Origin of the sequence: Acrocarpospora sp. B8E8, assembly GCF_039871605.1 — a bacterium.
GTDB classification, from domain to species: domain Bacteria; phylum Actinomycetota; class Actinomycetes; order Streptosporangiales; family Streptosporangiaceae; genus Acrocarpospora; species Acrocarpospora macrocephala.
The window spans coordinates 443589-464088 of the sequence record NZ_JBDPLV010000001.1 but is presented as its reverse complement, the minus strand read 5'-3'; the positions used below and the strand labels follow the sequence as shown (position 1 = coordinate 464088).

The window sequence follows — 20500 nt, the reverse complement described above, 5'->3', positions numbered from 1 at the left end:
CTGGACAACATGGTGGGTCGAGCGGTTAGCCCCGTCTTCGTGGGACGGGTGGCGGAGCTGACGTTCCTGGCCGAAATATTCGACCAGGCGCGCAAGCAGACCGCCGCCGCGGTGTTACTCGGCGGGGAGGCCGGGGTGGGCAAGACCCGCCTCGTGAGCCGCTTCGCCGAACAGGCCGAACAGGACGGCGCCCACGTGATCGTCGGCGGCTGCGTCGAACTTTCCACCGAAGGCCTCGCGTACGCGCCGTTCACCGCGGCGCTGCGCCAGCTCGTCCGGGAGATGGGCGCCGCCGACGTGGCCGCGATGCTGCCCGAAGGCGCCGCCCGCGACCTGGCCCGGCTGCTGCCCGAATTCGGCGAGCCCAGCGGGGACACCGAGAGCGAAACCGCCAGGGCGCGGCTGTTCGAGCAGATCCTCACCCTGCTGGAGCGGCTGGCGGAGCAGCGGCCGGTGGTCCTCGTGATCGAGGACATCCACTGGGCCGATCGATCCAGCCGCGATCTCATCGCGTTCCTCAGCCGGAACATACGCGCCGTTCCGCTGCTGATGGTCATGACGTACCGGTCGGACGAGTTGAACCGCACCCATCCGCTCCGGCCGGTGCTGGCCGAACTGGCCAGGGTTGATGGCGTCTCCCGGGTGGAGGTGCCCCGGCTGACCCAGGACGAGGTGGCCGAGCAGATGGCCGGGATCCTCGGCCGGACCCCGGAGTTCGCCCGGGTGGGCAAGGTGTTCGAGCGCACCGAGGGCGTTCCGCTGTTCGTCGAGGCGATGGTCGAGTGCGACGGCGACTACTCCTTCCCCGAATCTCTGCAGGATCTGATCCTCAGCTCGGTCGAACGGCTGCCGGAAGAGACCCAGCGGGTGCTCCGGATCGCGGCCGCGGGCGGGATCCGGGTCGGGCACGAGCTGCTGGCCAGGGTCAGCGGTCTCTCCGACGTCGACCTGGAGAACGCGCTCCGGCCCGCCGTGGCGGGCAACGTGATGCAGGTCGCGGACGGTGGGGCGTACGCGTTCCGGCATGCGCTGATTCGCGAAGCCGTACACGATGAGTTGTTGCCCGGGGAGCACGCCCGCATGCACGCGCGGTATGCCGAGGCGATCGACCGGGATCGTAGCCTGGTGCCGCCGGGACGGGCGGCCATCGAGATGGCGCACCACTGGTTCTCCGCGCGGGACGATCTGTGGGCGCTGGTATCGGCGTGGGAGGCGTCCGGGAAGGCGGCCAACGCGTTCGCGTACACCGAGCAGATTCAGCTGCTGGAACGGGTTCTGACCTTGTGGGACAAGGTGTCGGACGCGGCTGAGCGGATCAACGCCGACCACACGACCGTGCTGGAACGGGCCTCCGAGGCCGCCTACCTCGCCGCCGACATCGATGGGTGCATGAAGTTCGCCAAAGGCGCGCTCAGCGAGCTTGACGAGGCCGTCGCGCCGGAGCGGGTCGCCGCGCTCCTGGTCCGCCTGGTCAACTGCAAGGTCCAGAAGGGCAAGGACGGCACCCTGGAGGACCTGCGGAAAGCCGAACGGCTGGTGCCGCTGCCCAGCGAGACGCGGGCGATGGTGCTGTCCCGGCTGGGGACGCTGCTCATGCTCGGGGACCACGTGGTCGAGGGAACCGCCGTCACTCAGGAGGCGTTGCGGGTCGCGCGCTCGATCGGGGACGAATGCCAGGAAGCCGACCTGCTCATCAATCTCGCGCTCGGCCACTCCATCTCCGGCGACCTGCACTCCACGTTGTCCACCAACCGCCGCGCCCAGGCCATCGGCGCGCGCCACAAGTCCGGCCGTGTCGTCCTGCGCGCGCTCGCCAACAATGTGGACGCGCTGGAGAATCTCGGCCGCTCGGAGGACGCCGTCGAACTTGCCGTCGAGGGCGAGAAACTGGCCAAGCAGTACGGCCGCTACCGGGATCAGGGCGTCTTCATCGCCAACAACCGCGCGGAAGCTCTGGAATCTCTGGGTCGCTGGGACGAAGCGCTCGCCGTCATCAAGCGCGCGTTGACCATGGACCCGGCGGTGCGCAATCGCTGGCATCTCACCCGGACCCGGGCTGGGATCCTGCTGGCCAGGGGTGACGCGGACAATGCCAAGGACGATCTCGTGGAAATCGGGGCGCTCTCCGGCCGGTTGGAGGAATGGACCCAGGAGTGGACCCAGAACACCCGGCTCGCGCTCAGCTGGCATCTGCTCGTTGGCGACCCCATGACCGCGCTCGACAAGGCCGAGAGCGCGCTGATCAACCCGCCGTGGTCGCGTAAGGCCATGCTCGGCTGGCGGTTGCTGGCCCAGATCTACCGTGTCACCGACGCCGCCGCTCCCGTCAGCCCCGATCGCGCGGACGCGCTTCGTGCCCGCGCGGCTGATCTTGCCGCGAGCATGAACACCGACGGGCCGGTCAGCGAGATGTTCCGGCTGGAATGCCTCGGGGATTTCATCGGCGCCGCCGAGGGCTGGCTGCACCTCAACCGCCCCTACGCCCGGGCCAAGGCCCTCTTCCACGCCGCCACCACGGCCACCAACCGTGACTTGATCAACGAGTGGCTCCGCGAAGCCAGAACCATCGCCGTCGACCTCGATGCTGTTCCGCTGGTCACTCACGTCGACCTGCTCGCGCGTCGTACGGGCATCTCCCTCACCGAGGCCCCCGAGGAACCGGCCCTCCTCACCCCTCGCGAACTGGAAGTTCTCCGCCTGGTAGCCGAAGGCCGCTCCAACCGCGACATCGCCAGCCAACTCTCCATCTCCGCCAAAACGGCCAGCGTGCACGTCTCCAACATCATCGCCAAACTGGGCGTCTCCACCCGAGGCGAAGCCACCGCCGCCGCCCACCGCCTCGCCCTGCTGAGCTGACCGGCTTCAGCGATGAGGACGCCGAAGCCATCGCGCCCTGATCAGAGAACGGCTTCGGCAATGAGGATGGCGGAGCCGTGAGCTGACCAGAGGACGGCTTCAGCGATAGGGATGAAGCTGCCGCCGCGCACCGCCCCCGCCCTGATCAGAGGATGGCTTCGGCGATGAGGATGACGCCGAAGGCGGCGAAGGCGGCGGATGCGCCGTATTTGATGAATTTTTCGGGCAGGTGGGTGCCGAGGAGACGGCCGACCACGATGGCCAGGGCGTCGGCGGCGACCATGCCGACCGTGGAGCCGATCCAGGTGGCGAGCCAGCCGTGCTGGGTGGCGAGGGTGATGGTGGCGAGCATGGTCTTGTCGCCCAGTTCGCTGAGGAAGAAGGCGACTGTTACCGCGATAAGGACGGATTTGGTGGCCTGTTGAGCTTTGCGGGCTTCGTCGGCGGTTAGTTCGTCGCCGCGGAGGGTCCAGAGGGCGAAGCCGAGGAAAGCGATGCCGGCGGCGATGGAGATGGCCGTGGTCGGAAGCGTGTCGCCGAGGAAGCCGCCGAGGGCGACGCTGAGCAGGTGGACGATCGCGGTGGCCAGGGTGATGCCCGCGAGAACCGGCAACGGCCGAAAGCGGCTCGCGAAGGTCAACGCCATGAGCTGGCTTTTGTCGCCGAGTTCGGCCACGAAAATCACAATGAGGGAGATCCAGAACGCTTCCACGCGGGGGTGGCCTTCCCGTTCACAGCAACCGGACCGCGTTCCACTGGGGGCATGACTTCGGTCCGGCAGCTTGGTATCGCTGTCGGACCGAAGGTCTCGTCCGCCACGAGGGCTCCGGGACCGGACGCGTAGCGCGTCAGTATGTCGATCGCCGGATTCTGGACTACTCCCCTTCGGGTTTTTTTCACTCTAGCCCATCACAGGCGCACACCTACCATGACCGGTTCGTTCACTAATGTGACCCCGAACTTCTCCCGCACCCCGTCCCGGACCTCCCGAGCCAGCGCCAGCAGCTCCTCCGCGCTCGCCGCCCCCGTCGGATTGGTAAGCGCGAGCGTGTGCTTGGTGGAGATCCGTACCGACCCGCGCTCGTACCCCTTCGGGAACCCCGCGTTCTCGATCAACCACGCTGCCGGAACCTTGACCCGCTCCCCCGGCATGTCCCACCGCGGAAACTCCGGCGCCCGCAACTCAAGCTCCGCCGCCTCGGCCGCACTCAAAATGGGATTGGTGAAGAACGACCCCGCACTGATCGTGTCCGGATCATCCGCATCCAGCACCATGCCCTTCCCCCGCCGCAACCCCAGCACCGCCGCCCGCGCCTCCGCCAGCGGCACCCGAGCCCCCAACTCGACCCCCAACGCCAAAGCCAGTTCCTTGTACGCCACCGGCCCCGACAACCCAGATTCGACAAGATCGTAGGTAACCGCCAGAACGAGATGCCGCCCCTGATCCCCCTTGAACGCACTGTCCCGATAAGCGAACCCACACGCCGCCGCCGGCAAATCCCGCGTCTCCCTGGCAAGCCGGTCATACACCCGCACCGACGAGACCGTCTGCGCGACCTCCTGCCCGTACGCCCCCACGTTCTGGATCGGCGTCGACCCGACAAGCCCCGGAATACCCGACAGGCACTCAACCCCGGACAGCCCTTCGGCCACACACCGCGCGACCAGCCCGTCCCAATCCTCCCCCGCCTGCACGGTCACCCGCCCCGCCCCGCCGAACTCCACCCCCGCCGACGCGACCTTCACCACCAGCCCCGGAAACCCATCATCACCGAGCACGAGATTGCTCCCGCCCCCCAGCACCAGGACCTGCTCCCCCGCCCGATCAGCCCCCGCCACAATCTCAACCAGCTCAGCCTGCGACCCCGCCAACACGAACGTCCGCGCAACCCCACCCAGCCGCAACGTCGTGTACGGCGCAAGCCGCACCCCTACCAAACGATCAGCCATACCCGTCCTCGATCGCCCCAAAGTCGCCGCCCAGCCTAGCCGCCCATGGTCTCCCGCAGCCGCTGCACTTCTACCCACAACGCCGACCACCGCGACTGCGGGGCCGGGCGGAGCACGGAGGAACAAAGGGTTGGGCGGGTGGGGAGTCCCACGGCAAACGCCGCACCCCGACCGCAACGCCGACACAACCCGCCAACCGTCCACATCCTCCCGCAATCACCAGCACGATCGCGGGCCAGGCGGAACCCGGAGGGACAACAGAACCTCGAAGTGTGGGCGACGGAACCACCGCGACTGCGGGGCCGGGCGGAGTCCGGGGGAAACAAAAGGGTGGGCGGGTGGGAAGTCCCACGGCAAACGCCAACACACCCAGCCAACCGTCCACACCCTCCCGCAGACGCTGCACTTTCGACGGCAAACGTCAGCATGACCCTGCTAGCCGTTCGTGGTCTCGCGCAGACGTTTGAGCACTCGGTCGTAGGTGCGGCGGGATTCCTTGTCGCGATAGTCCGGATCGACGTCGTGGTAGCCGCGGTGGCGTTCCTCCCGGACTGGGAGATCCTTCTCGGGGACCACGAGCGTGCCAGGCAGGCTGAGGGAGAACTCCAGGTCGGCGTTGCGGTAGAAACGCGCTCGTTCCGGGAATCCGCCCACGCCGAGCGCGGTCACCCGGCGGACGGCGAACAGATGGCCGAGCAGGGCTTTGACCTGGCCCGGGCCGGCGTCCTCCCACTTATGTCCTTCATTGGCGGGATTCACTCCACGCCAGCCCGCGGCTTCGACACCATCAGCGTCCAGCTCCTGCACCAGAGGCGTGATCGCGTCCCCTTCGAAGACCGTGGACGTCTCCAGCACGACGTGAATGTCCGCGGTGTCCAGATGCAGCAACTTGGTCCGCGCGGCACCCCAACCAGCCGAGCCCTCCCGCCAGTGCGGCTTTTCCGCGACATGCCACTCTTTGATGCGATCCGGGTAACGCGCAGCAAGCTCGTGCAGCATCGCACCGGCACCATCCACGTCACCCAAATCCAGCGCCACAATCTGCGCCGAGGTATGAGCAATCACCGACTCCACACAGGTCTGAAGATCTTCAGGCCACCCATCCACCAGAATCCCCACCGAAACAATCGGCGGCACGCCCGATTCATCCACACCCGCGCCAGTAACCTCACCAAGGTCACCGGCAGACCGACCTTGACCGGACTGAAGTTGGCCAGATCCCCCCTGCCCAGGCTGCGGTTGGCCGGACTGCCCCTGGCCGGACCGCACCTCACCTGACCGACCTTGATCGGACGGACCTTGACCGGACTGCGGCCGGCCAGACAGATCATGGTCAGATTGCACGTCGCCAGACAGACCCTGGCCGGACCCCACCTCACCTGACCGACCTTGGCTAGGCCAACCTCGATCAGTTGGCGCCTCACCGGACTGGCCCTGCCTGGGCTGGCCCTGCCTGGGCTGGCCTTGCCTGGGCTGGCCCTGGCTGGGCTGACCCTGGCTGGGCTGACCCTCGCTTGGCTGGCCGGGTTGAGGCTCGGTTGGTTGAACTTGGCTGGGTTGTGGGGCTTTGCCACGGTCCGCGCTTTCCTGTGGGGCACCCTCCTGTGCGGCGGCGGCCCTCTGTGCTTCGACGGATCTTTCGTGGTCGGCGATGACCTGGTCGATTCTGGAGGTTGCGCTGCTGCCGTCCCACAGGAGCTGGGAGGCGACCATGGATGGTGTGCCGGCCGCTGTCAGCGCGGTCTCGATCATGCCGCCGGGCGCTGTTGGGTCTTCTGCGGCGGTGATTGTCTCGTTGGCGGCGCGGGCGTTCTCGGCCTGGGATGGCGTGAGCGCGGGCCCGGCGGCCTTGTGTGATCGCTCCGGGCGGTCGCCTGCTCGTTCGGCCGAGGCTGCTTTGTCCCGAGCTTTCGCCCAGTGACGCGCCTTGTCACCTGCCCCGGTGAGGGTTCCCTTGGCCCTCAGCCCACCCTGGTCAAGTCGCGAAATATCCACAATGACGGCGGCGACCGGAATCGACTCCACCGTCGGCCAGACTTCGAACGGTGGTTTGGCGGTGAGATCGAAGCCGCCGCCGGGCGTGTCGTGCACGATCCAGCCCGCAGCCGCAATCTCATCCCGCAAATGATCGGCAGACACAAAGTCACGCTCCGCCCGCGCCCGCGCCCTCCGCTCGGCGAGTTCAACGACATCACGTGAAGGTTCCGTCACTTAAGTGACGCTACCCACCCACATCCGAAACTACCGCGACCAGCCACCCGCCCTTGGAGGAATCACAGCGCCGCTCACCGACGCCGGCAATCGCCTGATCATGGGGAAGCCGGACCACATGGGCAGGAGATCTGCACCATGTGAACGGGGAACCGCGCGGATCATCGATCAGGAGAACCCGCGCCATCTGGTCAGGAGAGCTGCACCACGGCGCGGGCCTTGGAGAGGACCCGTGAGTCGCCCGATTTGGCGGTCAGCGTGACGAGGACCCGCTTGTCCTCTAGCTTCTCCTCAATTACCCCGCTGACCACGAGTGTGGCGCCGTTCTCGTCGTCCGGCACGACCACCATCGACGAGAATCGCACGCCATAGTCGACCACCGCGGCCGGATCCCCGGCCCAATCGGTGACGAATCGACCGCCTTCGGCCATGGTGAACATCCCGTGTGCGATCACATCGGGCAACCCGACAGACTTGGCGAAACGCTCGTTCCAGTGGATCGGGTTGAAGTCGCCGGACGCTCCGGCGTACATGACGAGGTTCACCCGGCGCACCGTGTACTCCACCGCCGGGATCTCCTGTCCGGCCTCGACCTCGTCGTACTTGATCGTCGCAGCCATGGTTACGCCGCCCCTCCACGCTCGACAATAACGTTGTACGTCGTGCAGACCTGCTCCCCAGCCACGGTCGTGATGTCGCTCTTGACCGTCAGGAACTCATTACGCCCCACGCTGCGAATCTCCGAGATCGTCGACGTGCAGAGCAGCTGGTCACCCGCGTAGATCGGACGCTGGTAGGAGAATCGCTGTTCCCCATGCACCACCATCGCGTAGTTCAGCCCGAACTCCGGATCGGAGAGCGCCTCCCCGGCCCCGGACAGGGTGAAGACAATGGGAAACGTCGGCGGAGCCACCACATCCGGATGCCCGGCGGCGATCGCGGCCTCCCGGTCCCGGTAGATCGGGTTCGAGTCGCCGATGGCGGTCGCGAACTCCTTGATCTTCACGCGGCTGACCTCGTAGGGAACGGACGAGGCGTACGCCCGCCCGAGGAAATCGCGATTCAAAGCCATCGGACGGTACTCCTTCGGCGGCAAGAGACAACGAAGCCGACACTAACAGAACAAGGTTCCGTTGTCTGCGCGGCCATTCCCCACCGTAACCAGCCCACCCCTCAACCATCGCTGTCGAGCCCCGCCAAGCCCACCCCGAACTCCCTGTACGGACACAACAAACTGGCGCCCCATTCACGGGTACGCCGGTTCGCCAAACGCACTAATGACCTGCTTTAACCCGACAACAAAGGAAAGCAAGCAGCGTGAGACCGACCACCGGGAAATGGCTCTGACACGCATTCGGGGAACGACACCGCCATGCAGGACCTGTTCGTTCACCTGGCCGGAGGCCCGCGACGAGGTTCCCGACCTTGTCCCGGCCGGATGCGCTTGATCCGGAAGGCTTCGGGGCCAAAGGCCTGCGACGAGGTTCCCGACCCGGCTGCTCGCGGCCAACCTGCTGTTCACCGCCCTGCTGTGGGCAGGCTATCTCTTCGTGATCGTGGATCGCTCGCCCAGGATGCTATGACCTGGGACGACAGGCCCCACGGAACTCACATGGATCGTGGTGTCACCGGAAGGGCCGGGGGTTCTCAGTCATGTCGTAATGGAGAATCTCAGCGCCGACCCGACCAGGACCTTCACCCCGCCCAGCGGATGGCAGGCGATCAGCTCTCCAGCCGCGCGTCCGCTACCAGCGGCTCGTCAGCCGCCAGCGCGAAAGCTATTCCAGCCCATGCCGCTAAATGCCTCGGCACGTGCTCCCCATCACCTGAGCGTGACGCATGAAAGCGTTACGTCTCGCAAACCGGCGTACCCGTGAATGAGGCGCCGGTTATTGTGCCCATACAGGTGAGCGAGGCTGAACCCCCGGCGACCTGGGCAGGAGACCCGACCTCGGAAACCGGCCGGATCACCATGCTCCCTGCCGCCGTCACCCGTGGTGCCCACCCCAGGGCGTCGCCACCGGTCACGCGGCGGCGACGGCCGCCTCAACCTCGCCTATGCCGATCAAGTCGCAGGGCGAGGACGAGGGAAAGGGTTAGCGGGTCTCGCGGTGGGCCTGGTGCGTCTTGCAGTTCGGGCAGTACTTCTTCAGCTCAAGCCGATCCGGGTCGTTACGCCGGTTCTTCCGCGTGATGTAGTTGCGGTGCTTGCACTCCTGGCAGGCCAACGTGATCTTCGGCCTAACGTCTGTGGCAGCCACGTGGGAGTGCCTTTCTACGTTTGGGACTCTGGACAAACCCGGACCGGGCTCCTATGGAGGGGGACCCGGCAGGGTAGTAGCGGAGGCCGGACTTGAACCGGCGACACAACGATTATGAGCCGTTTGCTCTGCCTGACTGAGCTACTCCGCCTGGAGGCCGACGAAACTCACCGGCCACGCAAGGATACCCGACCTGCACGACCGTCACGCACATGCGCGCATCGCCAGGATCGGGCTAAGAAGCCCACGACTTTCACCGGAGCCCCCACATCACTTTCGGCACGAAACCCTGCGCCTGAACAGACGCCGCCCCTTTGCCAACCGACATTCTAACCCACCGCAACCCCAACCGAGACACGCGCTCACCCCCCAAGCAGGTCACACGGCCGAGCCACCTGCATCGCAGCGCCGTGGTTGTCCCACCCACCCAGCCCTTAGACTTCCCCCGGGCTCCGCCCCGCCCCGCCATTCCCCGAGTCGCCCGAACGAGTCCTCAGGGTTACTCCTGGTAGTTCTCCCACCCACCCAGACCTTTGGTTTCCCCCTGGCTCCGCCCGGCCCCTCGGCTCCGCCCGGCCCTTCCATCCCCGCGGTACCCACACCGGCGAGAACCCATGCCGTAATCGCTCACCTACCCAGCCCTTTGGTTTCCTCTAGGCTCTGCCCGGCCCCGCCATCCCCGCAGTACCCACACCGGCGAGAACCCATGCCGTAATCGCTCACCTACCCAGCCCTTTGGTTTCCTCTAGGCTCTGCCCGGCCCCGCCATCCCCGCAGCACCACACCGACGAGAACCCGTACTGAAGTCGCTCACCCACGCAGCCCTCGGTTGCCCTCTCCGGGACAAAGGGAATGGGGAAGAGCCAAAAGGCCGCCTCTGGAGACCAGAAGCGACCTGTCTGTGCAGCTAGATGGGAGCCCCCAAACGGAATCGAACCGTTGACCTTCTCCTTACCATGGAGACGCTCTGCCGACTGAGCTATAGGGGCGGTATCCGGGTCGCTCGCGCGCCGCGGACAGGTGCAACCATACACGTCCGCCGCGACGGATGCGAAATCAAATCCGTCCTCCGACACGCCCGACCAGCACCCCGCCCGGCGTCACGGAGTGGCTAGGGTTCCGTTGAGATCGGCGCCCTCTTGCTGGGCCACCGGCAGGTCCACTTGGATGTCATATTTCGAGAAATACGCCTGCCCCTGAGCCATCTTGATCGAGCTCAGCGTCACGGTCGCGTCATACGGTTTGTCCAGGCACTCCGGCAGGCACCAGCTGCCGCTCAGCTTTCCGGAGCCGACAGCGGTCTCCGGCCCCCAGTTCTGCCACGTCAACTTGCTCAGCGAGCTGAACTCCGAGACCACGAGATCGGCCGGCCGCTGATCGGGCCTGCCTTGCTCGTCGCCGAAGGAGTTGAAGACGTAGACCGTGGTCGGAGGCGTCTCCACCGGGGTGGCGGAAATCGGTTCAGGAGGGGTGGCGGTCGCCGTACTGGACGATGGGGTGTCGCTTGCCGAAGGCGTACCTGATGGGGTGGAAGCGCCGCAGGAGACGGCGGCTAGGGAGGCGGCGGCGAGGGCGATGAGCAGGCGCATACTTCGACGTTAGATGGGTTGGCCTGCGGATTCTCGGAATCAACGCAACAGTGGCTGCTACGGAACGGCGGCCCAGCGGTCGGCGGTGCGGCAGGGCAGCGGAATGACCTCGCATAGGTCGGCAAGGTCGACATGTCGGGCGACAGCCTCGACCGAGAAGCAGTCGGCGACCACTTCGCCGTTCCGCCGGACACGCAGCACCTGGCGGCCGTCGAGAAACGCGGGCACGATGTCGTATCCGTCCGGTCCCACCCATCGACTGTCCATAGCTCGACAAACTAGCGTCCAGCACCGTCATTTTCGGGCAATGACACACGCCACTCGCGTTTCACCAAGTCGACACTAGGTCGACCTTAAGCGGCCAGGCGCACCGTAGGTCCATGACGACCCCAGATCTCACCGGAATCCGGATTATTCACCGCGCGATGCGTGGCGACTTGCACCGTCTTGTCGCCCTCACCGAGGCGATCGGCGCAGGCCGCACCGACGTCTCCCCTGCCCGCGCCACCGCCATCGCGCACTTCGTCGGCCAGATCCGCCACACCATCCATCAGCATCACACCCGCGAGGACGAGATCGTCTGGCCGCTGCTCGAGCGCTCGGCCGGCACCGCCGTCGACCTCACCGACCTGTCCGACGACCACTCGGCTCTCGATCCGCTGCTCGCCGAGATGGAATCCGCCGGGCGCGCTTTCGCCGCGAACCGCGACGACATCGCCCCTTTGGCCGCCGCTATCCGCAAACTCTCCGAACTCCTCGACGAACACATCGAAGAGGAGGAACGGCGCATCTTCCCCGTCATCGCGAAATACGTCACCGTCGCCGACTGGGAACGCGCCGAAACGGCCATCCGTAAAGGCGGCAGCATCAAGTTCGACCTCGCCTGGGTCTCCCACTACGCGACCCCAGCCGAACTGGCTCATATCCGGTCCAAAGCGGGCCCCATCATCACCCTGATGATCGCGATGATCCGCCCCGGCCACCGCCGCCGCCAACAACTCATCTTCGGCTCAATCAGTTGATCCTGCTCCGCCGAGCTCTGCCAGCGTTCGGTAAACTCGTCGGCAGCGACCGGTGCTCGGGCGCGCGGGTCTCGTCGCCGATGATCCGCTGGAACTCCCTGACCATCCATGGGTACGGATCCGGCCCGACGACCGAGCCCATGCAGTAGCGGGAGCAACCCGCCCCAGCCCGAACAGCTCATCCCTGCCCCCGAGACTCGTGCGATCCCTCCCGGAATGGCGGGGATGGGCTGGGCTTGCCCGAGTGAGAAAGATCACAAACGATGCAGTGCCTCGCGGGCCTGCTGGGCGAAGTGGGTGGAACCGACCCGATTGGCGGTTTCGACGGCCGAGGTGTAGTGCGCCCGGGCGGCGGCTGGGTCGTTGAGATATTCGGCCAGTTCGCCGAGGGTCTGGTCGATCGGGCCCAGGGTGACCGAGCCGCTGTGCAGGCCCGCGATCTCCCCGGACAGCTGTCCGAGTTCGCGATAGCACCACGCGGCGACCTCGCGATTGCCGAGAATCATGGCCGTTTCGGCGCGCAGGACGGTGAAGCACGCCCAGTAAACCTCGGGCTTGGTGGGGTAGTCGGGCCGCCAGGCGGCGCGGGCCTCGTCCACGTGCCCCGCCGCGATCAGGGCGCGAATGTACACCTCGTGGAGCTCGTCGCCATAAATGTGGAGAACATCGATGACTTCCTGCAGCGATTCCCCGCCACGCCCCGCCAGATGCCGTACCGCGAACCGGGCCACGGCTCCGAAAACGGCTGCGTTGATTCCGCCGGTCTCGGCGATTCGGTCGGTGAGCGTCCCGTATGCCGCCTCGGCCGCGTCGAACTCGCCCGCGATGACCAGATCGAGCGCATCGAGGATGGCAACGATCGCCAGCATGTGGCCGAGTTGCCCGCTCGTGCTGTATTTGGTGGCTTGTTCGGCGTGCCAGCGCGCCTGCGCCCGGTCGCAGTTCCCCAGCGACACCATGACCATGCAATAGTGCCCGAGCGCTTGGTAGCCGGGCAGGCCACGCGCCTCCGACACCTCCAGCAGTTGGCGCCCCGCGGATGCCAGCTCGGTACGGCGCAGCGGAACGACAAGCACCCAATACAGTCCATTGAGTGCCATACAGAGCAGGACAGGATCATCAAGGTCGCGGGCGATTCGCATCGCCTCGGCGCTCGCGGCTTCGATAGCCGGGTGGTCAATTCCTTCCAGCTGGTGACATAGCGCGACAAGCAGCCGGGCTCGGAGCGGCGGGTCCGCCGACGGAATCGACTCCCGGATGGCGGCGACCATCTCCGTTTCCATGGTGGCGCTCGCCCGAATCGTCCAGATCAGGGGAGCGTCGAGGCACGCCGCCCGCGCGAGTCCCTGCGGATCGCCCATCCGCCGGGCCAGAGCCACCGCCTCGGCGCGCACCCGCACCGCCGCCGAGATGTCCCCGGCCAGCGCCTGCGCCGACACCAACCTGCACATCACGCCCAAAGTGAGCGCGTCGTCGGGCTCCGCGGCCTGGTCGAGGGCCTCCAGCGCGCCCTTCAACAGGGTGACCGCTTCGCGGTGCGCGTACAGACCGGAAGCCCTCGCCGCGGCTCGCAATCCATATCCGGCTGCCCGAATCGCGGTCGCCGGGGTCGCTGCCGCGAGGGCATGATGACCGAGAGCGCCCACATCGCCTGGCCGTACCGATTCGAGGGTGGTGAGCACTTTCTCGTGCAGCCGGGTGCGCCTCAACCGGGGAATGTCCTCATAAAGGGTTTCGCGCACCAGCACATGCGCGAACCTCACCTTTCCCGGCGCGGGCTCGGTGAGCAATCCGGACAAAACCCCCGCTTCCAGTCCGTCGAGCACAGTCTCCTCGTCCGCCTCCGGCAGCGCGATCAGCACATCCGCGTCGGCGTCCCGCCCCAGCACGGCCGCGTTCCGCAGCGTCGTCTGCGCCGTCGCCGGCAACCGCGCCAGCCGTCGCCTGATCACATCCCGCACCCCAGGCGGCAGCCGATAAGCCGCGGAAACCCCTTCCGCCCCCAGCAGCCGCGCCATCTCGCTAACAAAGAGCGGATTCCCCCCGGTACGCTCCGCGATCGTGACGATCGTCGCCGTCCCCACCTCGACCCCCCGGAACGTTCCCGGACAAGCGTGGCCACATCCGCCACGCCCAGCCCGTTCAGCGTCAGATTCTCCGCCGCCTGTACGGCCAGCGCCGCCCGCGTCGCCATGAGATCGTCATTGGTCTCCGTCGGCCGATGCGTGAGCAGCACCAGCACCGGGGTTTCGGCCAGCCGAACCGCGAGGTGGCGCAGCAGGTGCAGGGTCTCGTCGTCGGCCCGATGCACGTCCTCCAGCACGATCAGCAGCGGCCCCGGCACCTCGTCGAGGAAATCCCCCACCGCCCTGGCCAGCCAGAACTGCCCGACTTGCGGCGCATCGTCGGTAAGCAGCGGCGCCAGCCGGGAGGCGAGTTCCGGAGTCAGAGGACGAACCCCGGACAACTGCCGCAATACCTCGCTCCACGCCCACGCGGGCGGCACGCCTCCCAGCGTCTCCGGGCAGCGCCCGACCGCCGTCGCCCAGCCCGCCGTCGCCAGCTGCCGCGCCAGCGCCTCGGCCAGCGTGCTCTTGCCCGCGCCCGCGTCCCCGCCCAGCCAGGCGACCCGGAAACCGCCCCTGGCCAGGTTCGCCGCCGTCGTCAGGCGGGCGAGCTCGGCCGTACGCCCGACGATTCCGGGGGCGGCGGGAGCCGCGGCACGCTTTGGCCGTACGGGCGGAGGGGTGAGCTGAAGTGTTTCGGTCTGCGCGAGAATGTCGCCTTCGAGGGTACGCAACGCGGGCCCCGGATCCACGCCCAGCTCGTCGGCCAGCGTCTCCCGGGTCCGCCGGATGACCGCGAGCGCCTCCCCTTGCCGCCCGGCGCGATAGTACGAAAGCGCCAGCAACCGCACCGCGTTCTCCCGCAACGGATGCGCGGCGACATGCCGCTCCAAATCCGGTACGGCTGCCGCGTGCCCGCCCAGCGCCAGCCCCGCCTCCGCGCGGTACTCGACGGCGACCAGTTTCAGCTCTTCCAGCTGGGCGGCCTCCGCGACCGCCCACTCCTCGCCGGCGAATTCCGCGTAAGGCGACCCGGTCCACAGGCTGAGCGCCTCGTCGATGCGTTTGATCGCGGTCGCCGGTTCGCCCACGTTGAGCACCCGTACGGCCTCGTCGATCAGGCGCGGGAACCGCCAGGCGTCGACCGCGTCGGGGTCCAGCTGGAGCCGGTATCCCGGGGGCGCGCTGACCAGGACCGTCGCCGGTGTGCGCGGCAATCGTCCGGGTTCGAGGACCCGGCGCAGGTTGGACACGTAGACCTGCAGGGCGCCGAGCGCCTTCGGAGGCGCCTGGCCCTGCCAGAGATCGTCGATGAATCGATCGGTTGAGACGATATGTCCGGCAGCGGAGACCAGCCGTGCCACAACAGCACGCTGAAGCGACGTCCCCAGGTCGACGGGATGCCCCGCCACCTCGGCCGCCAACTGCCCCAAAACACGTATACGCACCATCGTGGGAGCAGCATAAGCGGGTCAGTATCGGTATTGACATCCGTCCCGGCGCCGGGACTCCCCACGTCGCCGTGGAGTTCTTACTGCTTCTACTACGCCGCGTGAGCGTCGTAGGTCGCGGGCGGTGCCAGGGTCGGAATTGCCTCGCCTGGTCTTACCCGCCCTCCACAGTCGTTTCGGGTGTCCGCCAGCCCGGCGGCCACCATGTCCTGCCTTTCCCCGGCCGAGGACGCCTCCGCCGCCTGCTCACGCAGGCGGATGCCCTCGGCCAGGATGTTCAAGGCGGCGGCGAGGTCGCGGTCGTGGCGCTCCCCGCAGGACGGGCAATCCCACTCCCGCACCTCCAATGGAACCTTTCCGTTCCGCCAGCCGCAGCACGGGCACAACTGCGAGGAAGGGAACCAGCGGCCCACCGTGATGAGCCTGCGCCCATAGCGGGCCGCCTTCCCACCCAGCAGCGTACGGAACCCGCCCCAGGACGCATCGCTGACCGATTTGGCCAACCGGCCGCGCACCAGACCCCGCACCGCCAGATCCTCGATCACGACCGTTTGGTTCTCACGGATGATCGCCGTACTGGTCTGGTGCAGGAAATCCCGGCGCGCGTCGGCCACCTTGGCGTGCTGACGGGCCACCGCGATCCGCGCCCTCTCCCGATTCTTTGATCCCTTCTGTTTGCGCGACAGCGCCCGCTGTAGCCGGGCCAGCCGTCTGGCCCGGCGGCGCAGCCACCGCGGATTGGCGATCTTCGTGCCGTCCGACAAGACCGCGTAATGGGTCAACCCCAGATCGATGCCGATCTCGGCCTCCGCGTCGGGCAGCACCTGCCCGGCGTCCTCGACCTCGATCACGAACGAGGCGAAGTAACGGCCCGCCGCATCCTGAATGACCGTGACCGACGACGGCACCGTCGGCAACTCACGCGACCAGCGCACCTCGACCTTCCCGATCTTGGCTAGGTACAGCGTCCCGTCACCGGGCAGGCGGAAGGCGGTGCGGGTGAACCGGGCCGACTGGCGCCGGTCCCGGCGAGACTTGAACACCGGCAGCCCCATCCGCTGGCCCTTACGTTTCCCGGTGACCGAGTCGAAGAAATTCTGGTAGGCCTGGTCCAGGTCGCGCAGCGACTGCTGGAGCGGGACCGGGGACACCTCGCCCAGCCACTCCCGCTCCGGGGTTCGTTTGGCCGCGGTGATACAGATCTTCTGCAGGTCCCCGCCGCCGATCCAGGGATGCCCGGCTTTGCGCGCGGCCTTACGCATCGCCAGCGCGTCATTCCACACCACCCGGACACAACCGAACAACCTGGCCAGCGCCTGACGCTGGGAGGCGTCGGGGTAGAGCCGGTAGTTGTAGCGCAGCCTCACCCGGGCCTCCTCTCCACACCAGCCGTACGCCAGCCACTCACTGTCACGACTCGAACACACTAGCGCGTGGTCGATGACAGCGGAAGCCGAATACCAGCGCAGCAGACACGCAGCAGACACCGCACCCCTGCCAACCTCCGCGCGCACGTTCATCCGGTCGCTGCGACCACATAACGGTGCGATATCACGGAATGTCTTCATGGATGGCCTGGTGGGCTTCAGGCTGGGTTGGACCCGAAGCGCCCGCGGCAGTCAGGCTTGCGAGATCCACAACCCTTTGGTTGCCCAACCTATTGGTTGTGGATATGGTAAGGGCGTGGCAATTGTTGAAGACGAGTTGAGTCTGGTTTTCTCGGCGCTGGCCGACCCCACCAGGCGCGCGATCCTAGAGCGGTTGGCTCACGGCGAGGCGACGGTGAACGAGCTCGCTGAGCCGTTTGCCATGACGCAGCAGGCGGTCTCCAAGCATCTAAAGGTGCTGGAGCGCGCCCGCCTGATCTCACGGACCCGGACCGCGCAGTCACGCCCCTGCATCCTGGATACCGAGCACCTAGACGTGGCCGCCGGCTGGATCGCGCGCCACCGGCAGATCTGGGCCGACCGGCATGACCGGCTCGACGCGCACCTGACCGCCCTGCGAGCCAAGCAAACCCAGGACGGGGAAACGCCACGATGACCGAAACCGGCGAACTGACCTTCCGGCGCGTGCACCGGGCCTCGCCCGAGTTGCTGTTCGACTGCATGACGACGCCCGAACACCTCACCCATTTCTGGGGCCCGACCGGGACGACGACGCCGATCGGCAACATCACCATCGACCTGCGGCCCGGCGGCGTCTTCGAAACCACGATGGTCAACGACGCCGACGGCAGCACCTACACCATGCGAGCCGTCTACGTCGAGGTACGGCGTCCCGAGCGGCTGGTGTGGATCGAGGCCGACGTCGAGGGCGGCATGCGTACCACGATCACCTTTGTCGATCTGCATGACGGGCGGACCGAGGTGGTCACCCACCAGACCAACGTTCCAGCGGCGTACCTCAGCGCCGAGGCCCAGGCCGGATTCATCACCAGCCTCGACCGGTTCGAGGTCTACCTGGCCGATCTGAACGAGTAGAAGGATCCACGAAATGCCCACAGTCATCTCAGCCGACGGCACCACGATCGCCTACGAGCACACCGGCGCCGGACCTGCCCTCATCCTCGTCGACGGAGCCATGTGCTACCGCGCCGCAGGGCCGATGCGGCCACTCGCCGCGCTCCTGCGGGACAGTTTCACCGTCTACACCTACGACCGTCGCGGCCGGGGTGACAGCTCGGACACCAGGCCGTACGCGACCGCCCGCGAGGTCGAGGACCTCCAAGCCCTCATCGCGGCGGCCGGTGGCCAGGCATACGTCTACGCCATCTCCTCCGGCGCGGCTCTCACCTTGGCCACCGCGGCGGTAGATTCGCGGATCACCAAACTGGCACTCTACGAGCCGCCGTTCATAGCCGAAGCCGGAGACGACACTCGCACCAAGGAGTACACCGAACGGCTGAACGAACTGCTCGACGCCGGGCAAAAAGGTGACGCCGTCGCCCTGTTCATGAGGCACGTCGGGATGCCCGCGCCGGTTGTCGACGGTATCCGGGCACAGCCCGGCTGGGCCCTGCTGGAGGCGATCGCCCCCACGCTCGCCTACGACGACCAACTACTCGCCGGTGGCCGGGTGCCGCGTGACCTGGCTTCGACGATCGGTGTTCCGGCGCTGATCCTCGCAGGCGGGGCCAGCCCACAGGCGCTTCAACAGGCGGCGAAGGCCACCGCGGACGCCCTGCCCACAGCGACCCACCGCACACTCGACGGCCAGACACACGACGTGTCCCCCGAAGCACTCGCACCCACCCTGACCGAGTTCTTCGGCACCTGACCTCCGTCATCAGGTCGGTGCTCACGCTATTGGCCTTTGAGTTCCGTCAGCAAGCGCAGTAGCGAAACGCGCAACGCCTCCAACTCCTCCGGGCTGGTCAGCTGCGCCCAGCGCTCTTCGACACGCGCGGCCGTCCCGTGCGTGACCGGTTTGACGGACGCGCCGCGCTCGGTGGGAAACACCAGCCGGGATCGGCGATCGCGCGGGTTCGGACGGCGCTCGACGTAGCCCATGCGCTCGAGCTGCTCAACCGCCTCGGCCATCGTCTGCTTGCGCACCCGGGCGAGCCCGGCAAGCTCCGAAACGCTGATGCCCTCCGCCGACAGGAACGGAAACACGTTTGCGTGCGCGGGGCGCAGGTCACCGAACCCCGCTTCATCCAGCGCAGCATCGATGTCCTGAGCGTAGTGCTGGTACAGCAGCCGCAACAGGAGCCCGATCAGCGGCCGGTCGGGAAAGTTCGCTTCCATAGGATAGACAGGCACCTGTCTACTTGCGTAAAGTGGTCAGGAACCTGTCGATCCTAATGGGACGGAACCCAAGATGACCACACCACAGGTCTCCTTCGGCCAGACCCTGGCCTTCGCCGAACGCACACTGACGACCGCACTCCGCCTCCACCTCGCCAAACGCCAAACCACCCCCGAAACCTGGTACGCGCTGCAGCTGATCGCCACACGCGGACCGAGAATTGCCCGCCAAACACTGAGCCAGGACCTCGAAGGCTCACGAACCCTGAACGCCGACTCCACACGCGAACTGCTCGCTCGCCTCGAAACCGAGGGCCTGATTCACGGCGACACCGAACTCGACCTGACCACCGAGGGCGAAACCCTGTATCGCAGCCTCCGCGAGTACGTCACCGGCTCAACGACCCAGCTCCTAAGCCAGTTCAACGCCGACGACATCAACACGACCATGCGCACCCTGCAGGCGATCACCAAGCAGGTGTCGGAGGAACTCGCCGCCAGCTAGGCCGTACAAGACGGGGTCAGGCCTGACGGCAAGGGCTCAGAGGGTTTTGATGAGGCCGCCGTCGATGACGAAGTCGGCGCCGGTGACGTTCCCGGCTCGGCCGCTGGACAGGAGCAGCACCAGGTCGGCGATCTCCTGCGGGTGAGTGAACCTGCCGGTCTCGGCTTGGGCGGCAGCCTGCTTGGCCACGGCTTCAGGATCACCGCCGCCGGCTCGGGCAACCGTCGCGGCGACGCCTTCCTCGCCGAGCCACAGGTCGGTGGTGACCGGGCCGGGGCTGATGGTGTTGACCCGGATGCCGTGGGCCCCGACCTCCTTCGACAGGGCTTTGGAGAAGTTCGTCAGGGCCGCTTTGGCGGCGCTGTAGTCGATCACCCCCGGGTCGGGCAGGAAGGCGTTGACCGAACTGGTGGTCACGATGTTGCCGCGACCGGCTGCGAGCATGGTCGGCAGCGCGGCGCGGGTCGTGCGTACCGCCGCCATGAGGTTGAGCGTCAGGGACTGGAACCACTGTTCATCGGTGATGTCCAGGAACCCGGTCAGGCGCGGCGAGACCGCGCCGACGTTGTTGACCAGGATGTCGATGCGCCCGTGTTCCAGCGCGGCGGCGACGAGGTGAGCCGGGCCGGCCGCGGTGGCCAGATCGACCTCGATCGCCTGCACTTTTCCGGTTCCGCGCAATTCCGTCAGTTCAGGCGTGCTCCCGCGTGACCCGGCGACGACGTGTACTCCCTCCGCTGCCAACGCCCGGGTGACGGCCAGTCCGATTCCCTTGCTGGCACCGGTCACCACCGCGATCTTGCCGTTCAGGCCCAAGTCCATGAGATCCCCTTTCCTGAC

General features: G+C 67.0%; 19 protein-coding genes and 2 tRNA genes. 6 read left to right on the top strand and 15 right to left on the bottom strand.

The window, feature by feature from the left end; translation table 11 throughout:
* The first annotated feature begins 9 nt into the window (after positions 1-9).
* Positions 10-2856, top strand: coding sequence for an AAA family ATPase (locus ABGB08_RS02210; RefSeq protein WP_347585590.1), 2847 nt, complete (start codon positions 10-12; stop codon positions 2854-2856).
* 145 nt (positions 2857-3001) lie between these two features.
* Here the strand turns inward: ABGB08_RS02210 and ABGB08_RS02205 are convergent, their stop codons facing one another.
* The 10 genes from ABGB08_RS02205 to ABGB08_RS02160 form a co-directional block, all read right to left on the bottom strand.
* Positions 3002-3568: a TMEM165/GDT1 family protein gene (locus ABGB08_RS02205; RefSeq protein ID WP_347585587.1), complete on the bottom strand. Its 567-nt coding sequence runs from the start codon at positions 3566-3568 to the stop codon at positions 3002-3004.
* 197 nt (positions 3569-3765) lie between these two features.
* Positions 3766-4806, bottom strand: coding sequence for a UDP-N-acetylmuramate dehydrogenase (locus tag ABGB08_RS02200; RefSeq protein ID WP_347585584.1), 1041 nt, complete (start codon positions 4804-4806; stop codon positions 3766-3768).
* A 435-nt stretch (positions 4807-5241) separates the two neighbouring features.
* The gene (locus ABGB08_RS02195) at positions 5242-7017 is read right to left on the bottom strand and encodes a hypothetical protein (protein ID WP_347585581.1); all 1776 of its coding nucleotides are present in this window, start codon (positions 7015-7017) and stop codon (positions 5242-5244) included.
* A gap of 191 nt (positions 7018-7208) precedes the next feature.
* Positions 7209-7637: a MaoC family dehydratase gene (locus ABGB08_RS02190; RefSeq protein ID WP_155362071.1), complete on the bottom strand. Its 429-nt coding sequence runs from the start codon at positions 7635-7637 to the stop codon at positions 7209-7211.
* A 2-nt stretch (positions 7638-7639) separates the two neighbouring features.
* Positions 7640-8089 carry a MaoC family dehydratase N-terminal domain-containing protein gene (locus ABGB08_RS02185; RefSeq protein ID WP_155362072.1) on the bottom strand — a complete coding sequence of 150 codons (450 nt, stop codon included), beginning with the start codon at positions 8087-8089 and terminating at the stop codon, positions 7640-7642.
* Positions 8090-9113: 1024 nt separating this feature from the next.
* Positions 9114-9278: a 50S ribosomal protein L33 gene (rpmG, locus tag ABGB08_RS02180; RefSeq protein ID WP_030921771.1), complete on the bottom strand. Its 165-nt coding sequence runs from the start codon at positions 9276-9278 to the stop codon at positions 9114-9116.
* Between the two features lie 77 nt (positions 9279-9355).
* A tRNA-Met gene (locus ABGB08_RS02175) sits at positions 9356-9429 on the bottom strand.
* 765 nt (positions 9430-10194) lie between these two features.
* A tRNA-Thr gene (locus ABGB08_RS02170) sits at positions 10195-10267 on the bottom strand.
* A 111-nt stretch (positions 10268-10378) separates the two neighbouring features.
* Entirely contained in the window at positions 10379-10867 is a 489-nt protein-coding gene (locus tag ABGB08_RS02165; protein ID WP_347585572.1) for a hypothetical protein, read from the bottom strand.
* A 57-nt stretch (positions 10868-10924) separates the two neighbouring features.
* Positions 10925-11119, bottom strand: coding sequence for a transposase (locus tag ABGB08_RS02160; RefSeq protein ID WP_347585570.1), 195 nt, complete (start codon positions 11117-11119; stop codon positions 10925-10927).
* Between the two features lie 128 nt (positions 11120-11247).
* Between ABGB08_RS02160 and ABGB08_RS02155 the strand changes: the two genes are divergently transcribed.
* Positions 11248-11889 (top strand): hemerythrin domain-containing protein, encoded by a 642-nt coding sequence (locus ABGB08_RS02155; RefSeq protein WP_347585567.1) that lies wholly within the window; start codon positions 11248-11250, stop codon positions 11887-11889.
* A gap of 254 nt (positions 11890-12143) precedes the next feature.
* Here ABGB08_RS02155 and ABGB08_RS02150 read toward each other — a convergent pair whose 3' ends face one another.
* From ABGB08_RS02150 to ABGB08_RS02140, 3 genes are all read right to left on the bottom strand, one after another.
* A complete protein-coding gene (locus ABGB08_RS02150) occupies positions 12144-13907 on the bottom strand; it encodes a hypothetical protein (protein ID WP_347585565.1) in 1764 nt (587 codons plus the stop codon).
* Positions 13838-15406, bottom strand: coding sequence for a BTAD domain-containing putative transcriptional regulator (locus ABGB08_RS02145; RefSeq protein ID WP_347585562.1), 1569 nt, complete (start codon positions 15404-15406; stop codon positions 13838-13840). Before ABGB08_RS02145 ends, ABGB08_RS02150 begins: the two co-directional genes overlap by 70 nt.
* 92 nt (positions 15407-15498) lie before the next feature.
* Positions 15499-16773, bottom strand: coding sequence for an RNA-guided endonuclease TnpB family protein (locus ABGB08_RS02140; protein ID WP_347585560.1), 1275 nt, complete (start codon positions 16771-16773; stop codon positions 15499-15501).
* Positions 16774-17095: 322 nt separating this feature from the next.
* On the opposite strand from ABGB08_RS02140, the gene ABGB08_RS02135 reads away from it, so the two are divergent.
* From ABGB08_RS02135 to ABGB08_RS02125, 3 genes are read left to right on the top strand one after another with little or no spacing between them, the layout of a single operon-like run.
* Complete coding sequence (locus tag ABGB08_RS02135) at positions 17096-17449, top strand: metalloregulator ArsR/SmtB family transcription factor (RefSeq protein ID WP_347585825.1); 354 nt, start codon at positions 17096-17098, stop codon at positions 17447-17449.
* On the top strand, positions 17446-17889 hold the full coding sequence (locus tag ABGB08_RS02130) for an SRPBCC domain-containing protein (RefSeq protein ID WP_347585558.1): 444 nt from the start codon (positions 17446-17448) through the stop codon (positions 17887-17889). The genes ABGB08_RS02135 and ABGB08_RS02130 overlap by 4 nt, the downstream gene beginning before the upstream one ends.
* 13 nt (positions 17890-17902) lie before the next feature.
* Positions 17903-18685, top strand: a complete 783-nt coding sequence (locus ABGB08_RS02125; RefSeq protein WP_347585555.1) for an alpha/beta hydrolase — start codon at positions 17903-17905, stop codon at positions 18683-18685.
* A 26-nt stretch (positions 18686-18711) separates the two neighbouring features.
* Here the strand turns inward: ABGB08_RS02125 and ABGB08_RS02120 are convergent, their stop codons facing one another.
* Complete coding sequence (locus tag ABGB08_RS02120; RefSeq protein ID WP_347585552.1) at positions 18712-19155, bottom strand: MarR family transcriptional regulator; 444 nt, start codon at positions 19153-19155, stop codon at positions 18712-18714.
* A gap of 73 nt (positions 19156-19228) precedes the next feature.
* Between ABGB08_RS02120 and ABGB08_RS02115 the strand changes: the two genes are divergently transcribed.
* Positions 19229-19660, top strand: coding sequence for a hypothetical protein (locus tag ABGB08_RS02115; protein ID WP_347585550.1), 432 nt, complete (start codon positions 19229-19231; stop codon positions 19658-19660).
* A 36-nt stretch (positions 19661-19696) separates the two neighbouring features.
* Here the strand turns inward: ABGB08_RS02115 and ABGB08_RS02110 are convergent, their stop codons facing one another.
* Positions 19697-20482, bottom strand: coding sequence for an SDR family NAD(P)-dependent oxidoreductase (locus tag ABGB08_RS02110; RefSeq protein ID WP_347585548.1), 786 nt, complete (start codon positions 20480-20482; stop codon positions 19697-19699).
* Between the last annotated feature and the right edge of the window lie 18 nt (positions 20483-20500).

Excerpts from the sequence above, each read along its gene's own strand:
- ABGB08_RS02120 (WP_347585552.1), bottom strand. The coding sequence starts at position 19,155 with ATGGAAGCGAACTTTCCCGACCGGCCGCTGATCGGGCTCCTGTTGCGG.
- ABGB08_RS02210 (WP_347585590.1), top strand. The coding sequence starts at position 10 with ATGGTGGGTCGAGCGGTTAGCCCCGTCTTCGTGGGACGGGTGGCGGAG.
- ABGB08_RS02130 (WP_347585558.1), top strand. The coding sequence starts at position 17,446 with ATGACCGAAACCGGCGAACTGACCTTCCGGCGCGTGCACCGGGCCTCG.
- ABGB08_RS02185 (WP_155362072.1), bottom strand. The coding sequence starts at position 8,089 with ATGGCTTTGAATCGCGATTTCCTCGGGCGGGCGTACGCCTCGTCCGTT.
- ABGB08_RS02125 (WP_347585555.1), top strand. The coding sequence starts at position 17,903 with ATGCCCACAGTCATCTCAGCCGACGGCACCACGATCGCCTACGAGCAC.
- ABGB08_RS02165 (WP_347585572.1), bottom strand. The coding sequence starts at position 10,867 with ATGCGCCTGCTCATCGCCCTCGCCGCCGCCTCCCTAGCCGCCGTCTCC.
- ABGB08_RS02115 (WP_347585550.1), top strand. The coding sequence starts at position 19,229 with ATGACCACACCACAGGTCTCCTTCGGCCAGACCCTGGCCTTCGCCGAA.
- ABGB08_RS02150 (WP_347585565.1), bottom strand. The coding sequence starts at position 13,907 with ATGGCGCGGCTGCTGGGGGCGGAAGGGGTTTCCGCGGCTTATCGGCTG.
- ABGB08_RS02145 (WP_347585562.1), bottom strand. The coding sequence starts at position 15,406 with ATGGTGCGTATACGTGTTTTGGGGCAGTTGGCGGCCGAGGTGGCGGGG.
- ABGB08_RS02110 (WP_347585548.1), bottom strand. The coding sequence starts at position 20,482 with ATGGACTTGGGCCTGAACGGCAAGATCGCGGTGGTGACCGGTGCCAGC.
- ABGB08_RS02200 (WP_347585584.1), bottom strand. The coding sequence starts at position 4,806 with ATGGCTGATCGTTTGGTAGGGGTGCGGCTTGCGCCGTACACGACGTTG.
- ABGB08_RS02155 (WP_347585567.1), top strand. The coding sequence starts at position 11,248 with ATGACGACCCCAGATCTCACCGGAATCCGGATTATTCACCGCGCGATG.
- ABGB08_RS02190 (WP_155362071.1), bottom strand. The coding sequence starts at position 7,637 with ATGGCTGCGACGATCAAGTACGACGAGGTCGAGGCCGGACAGGAGATC.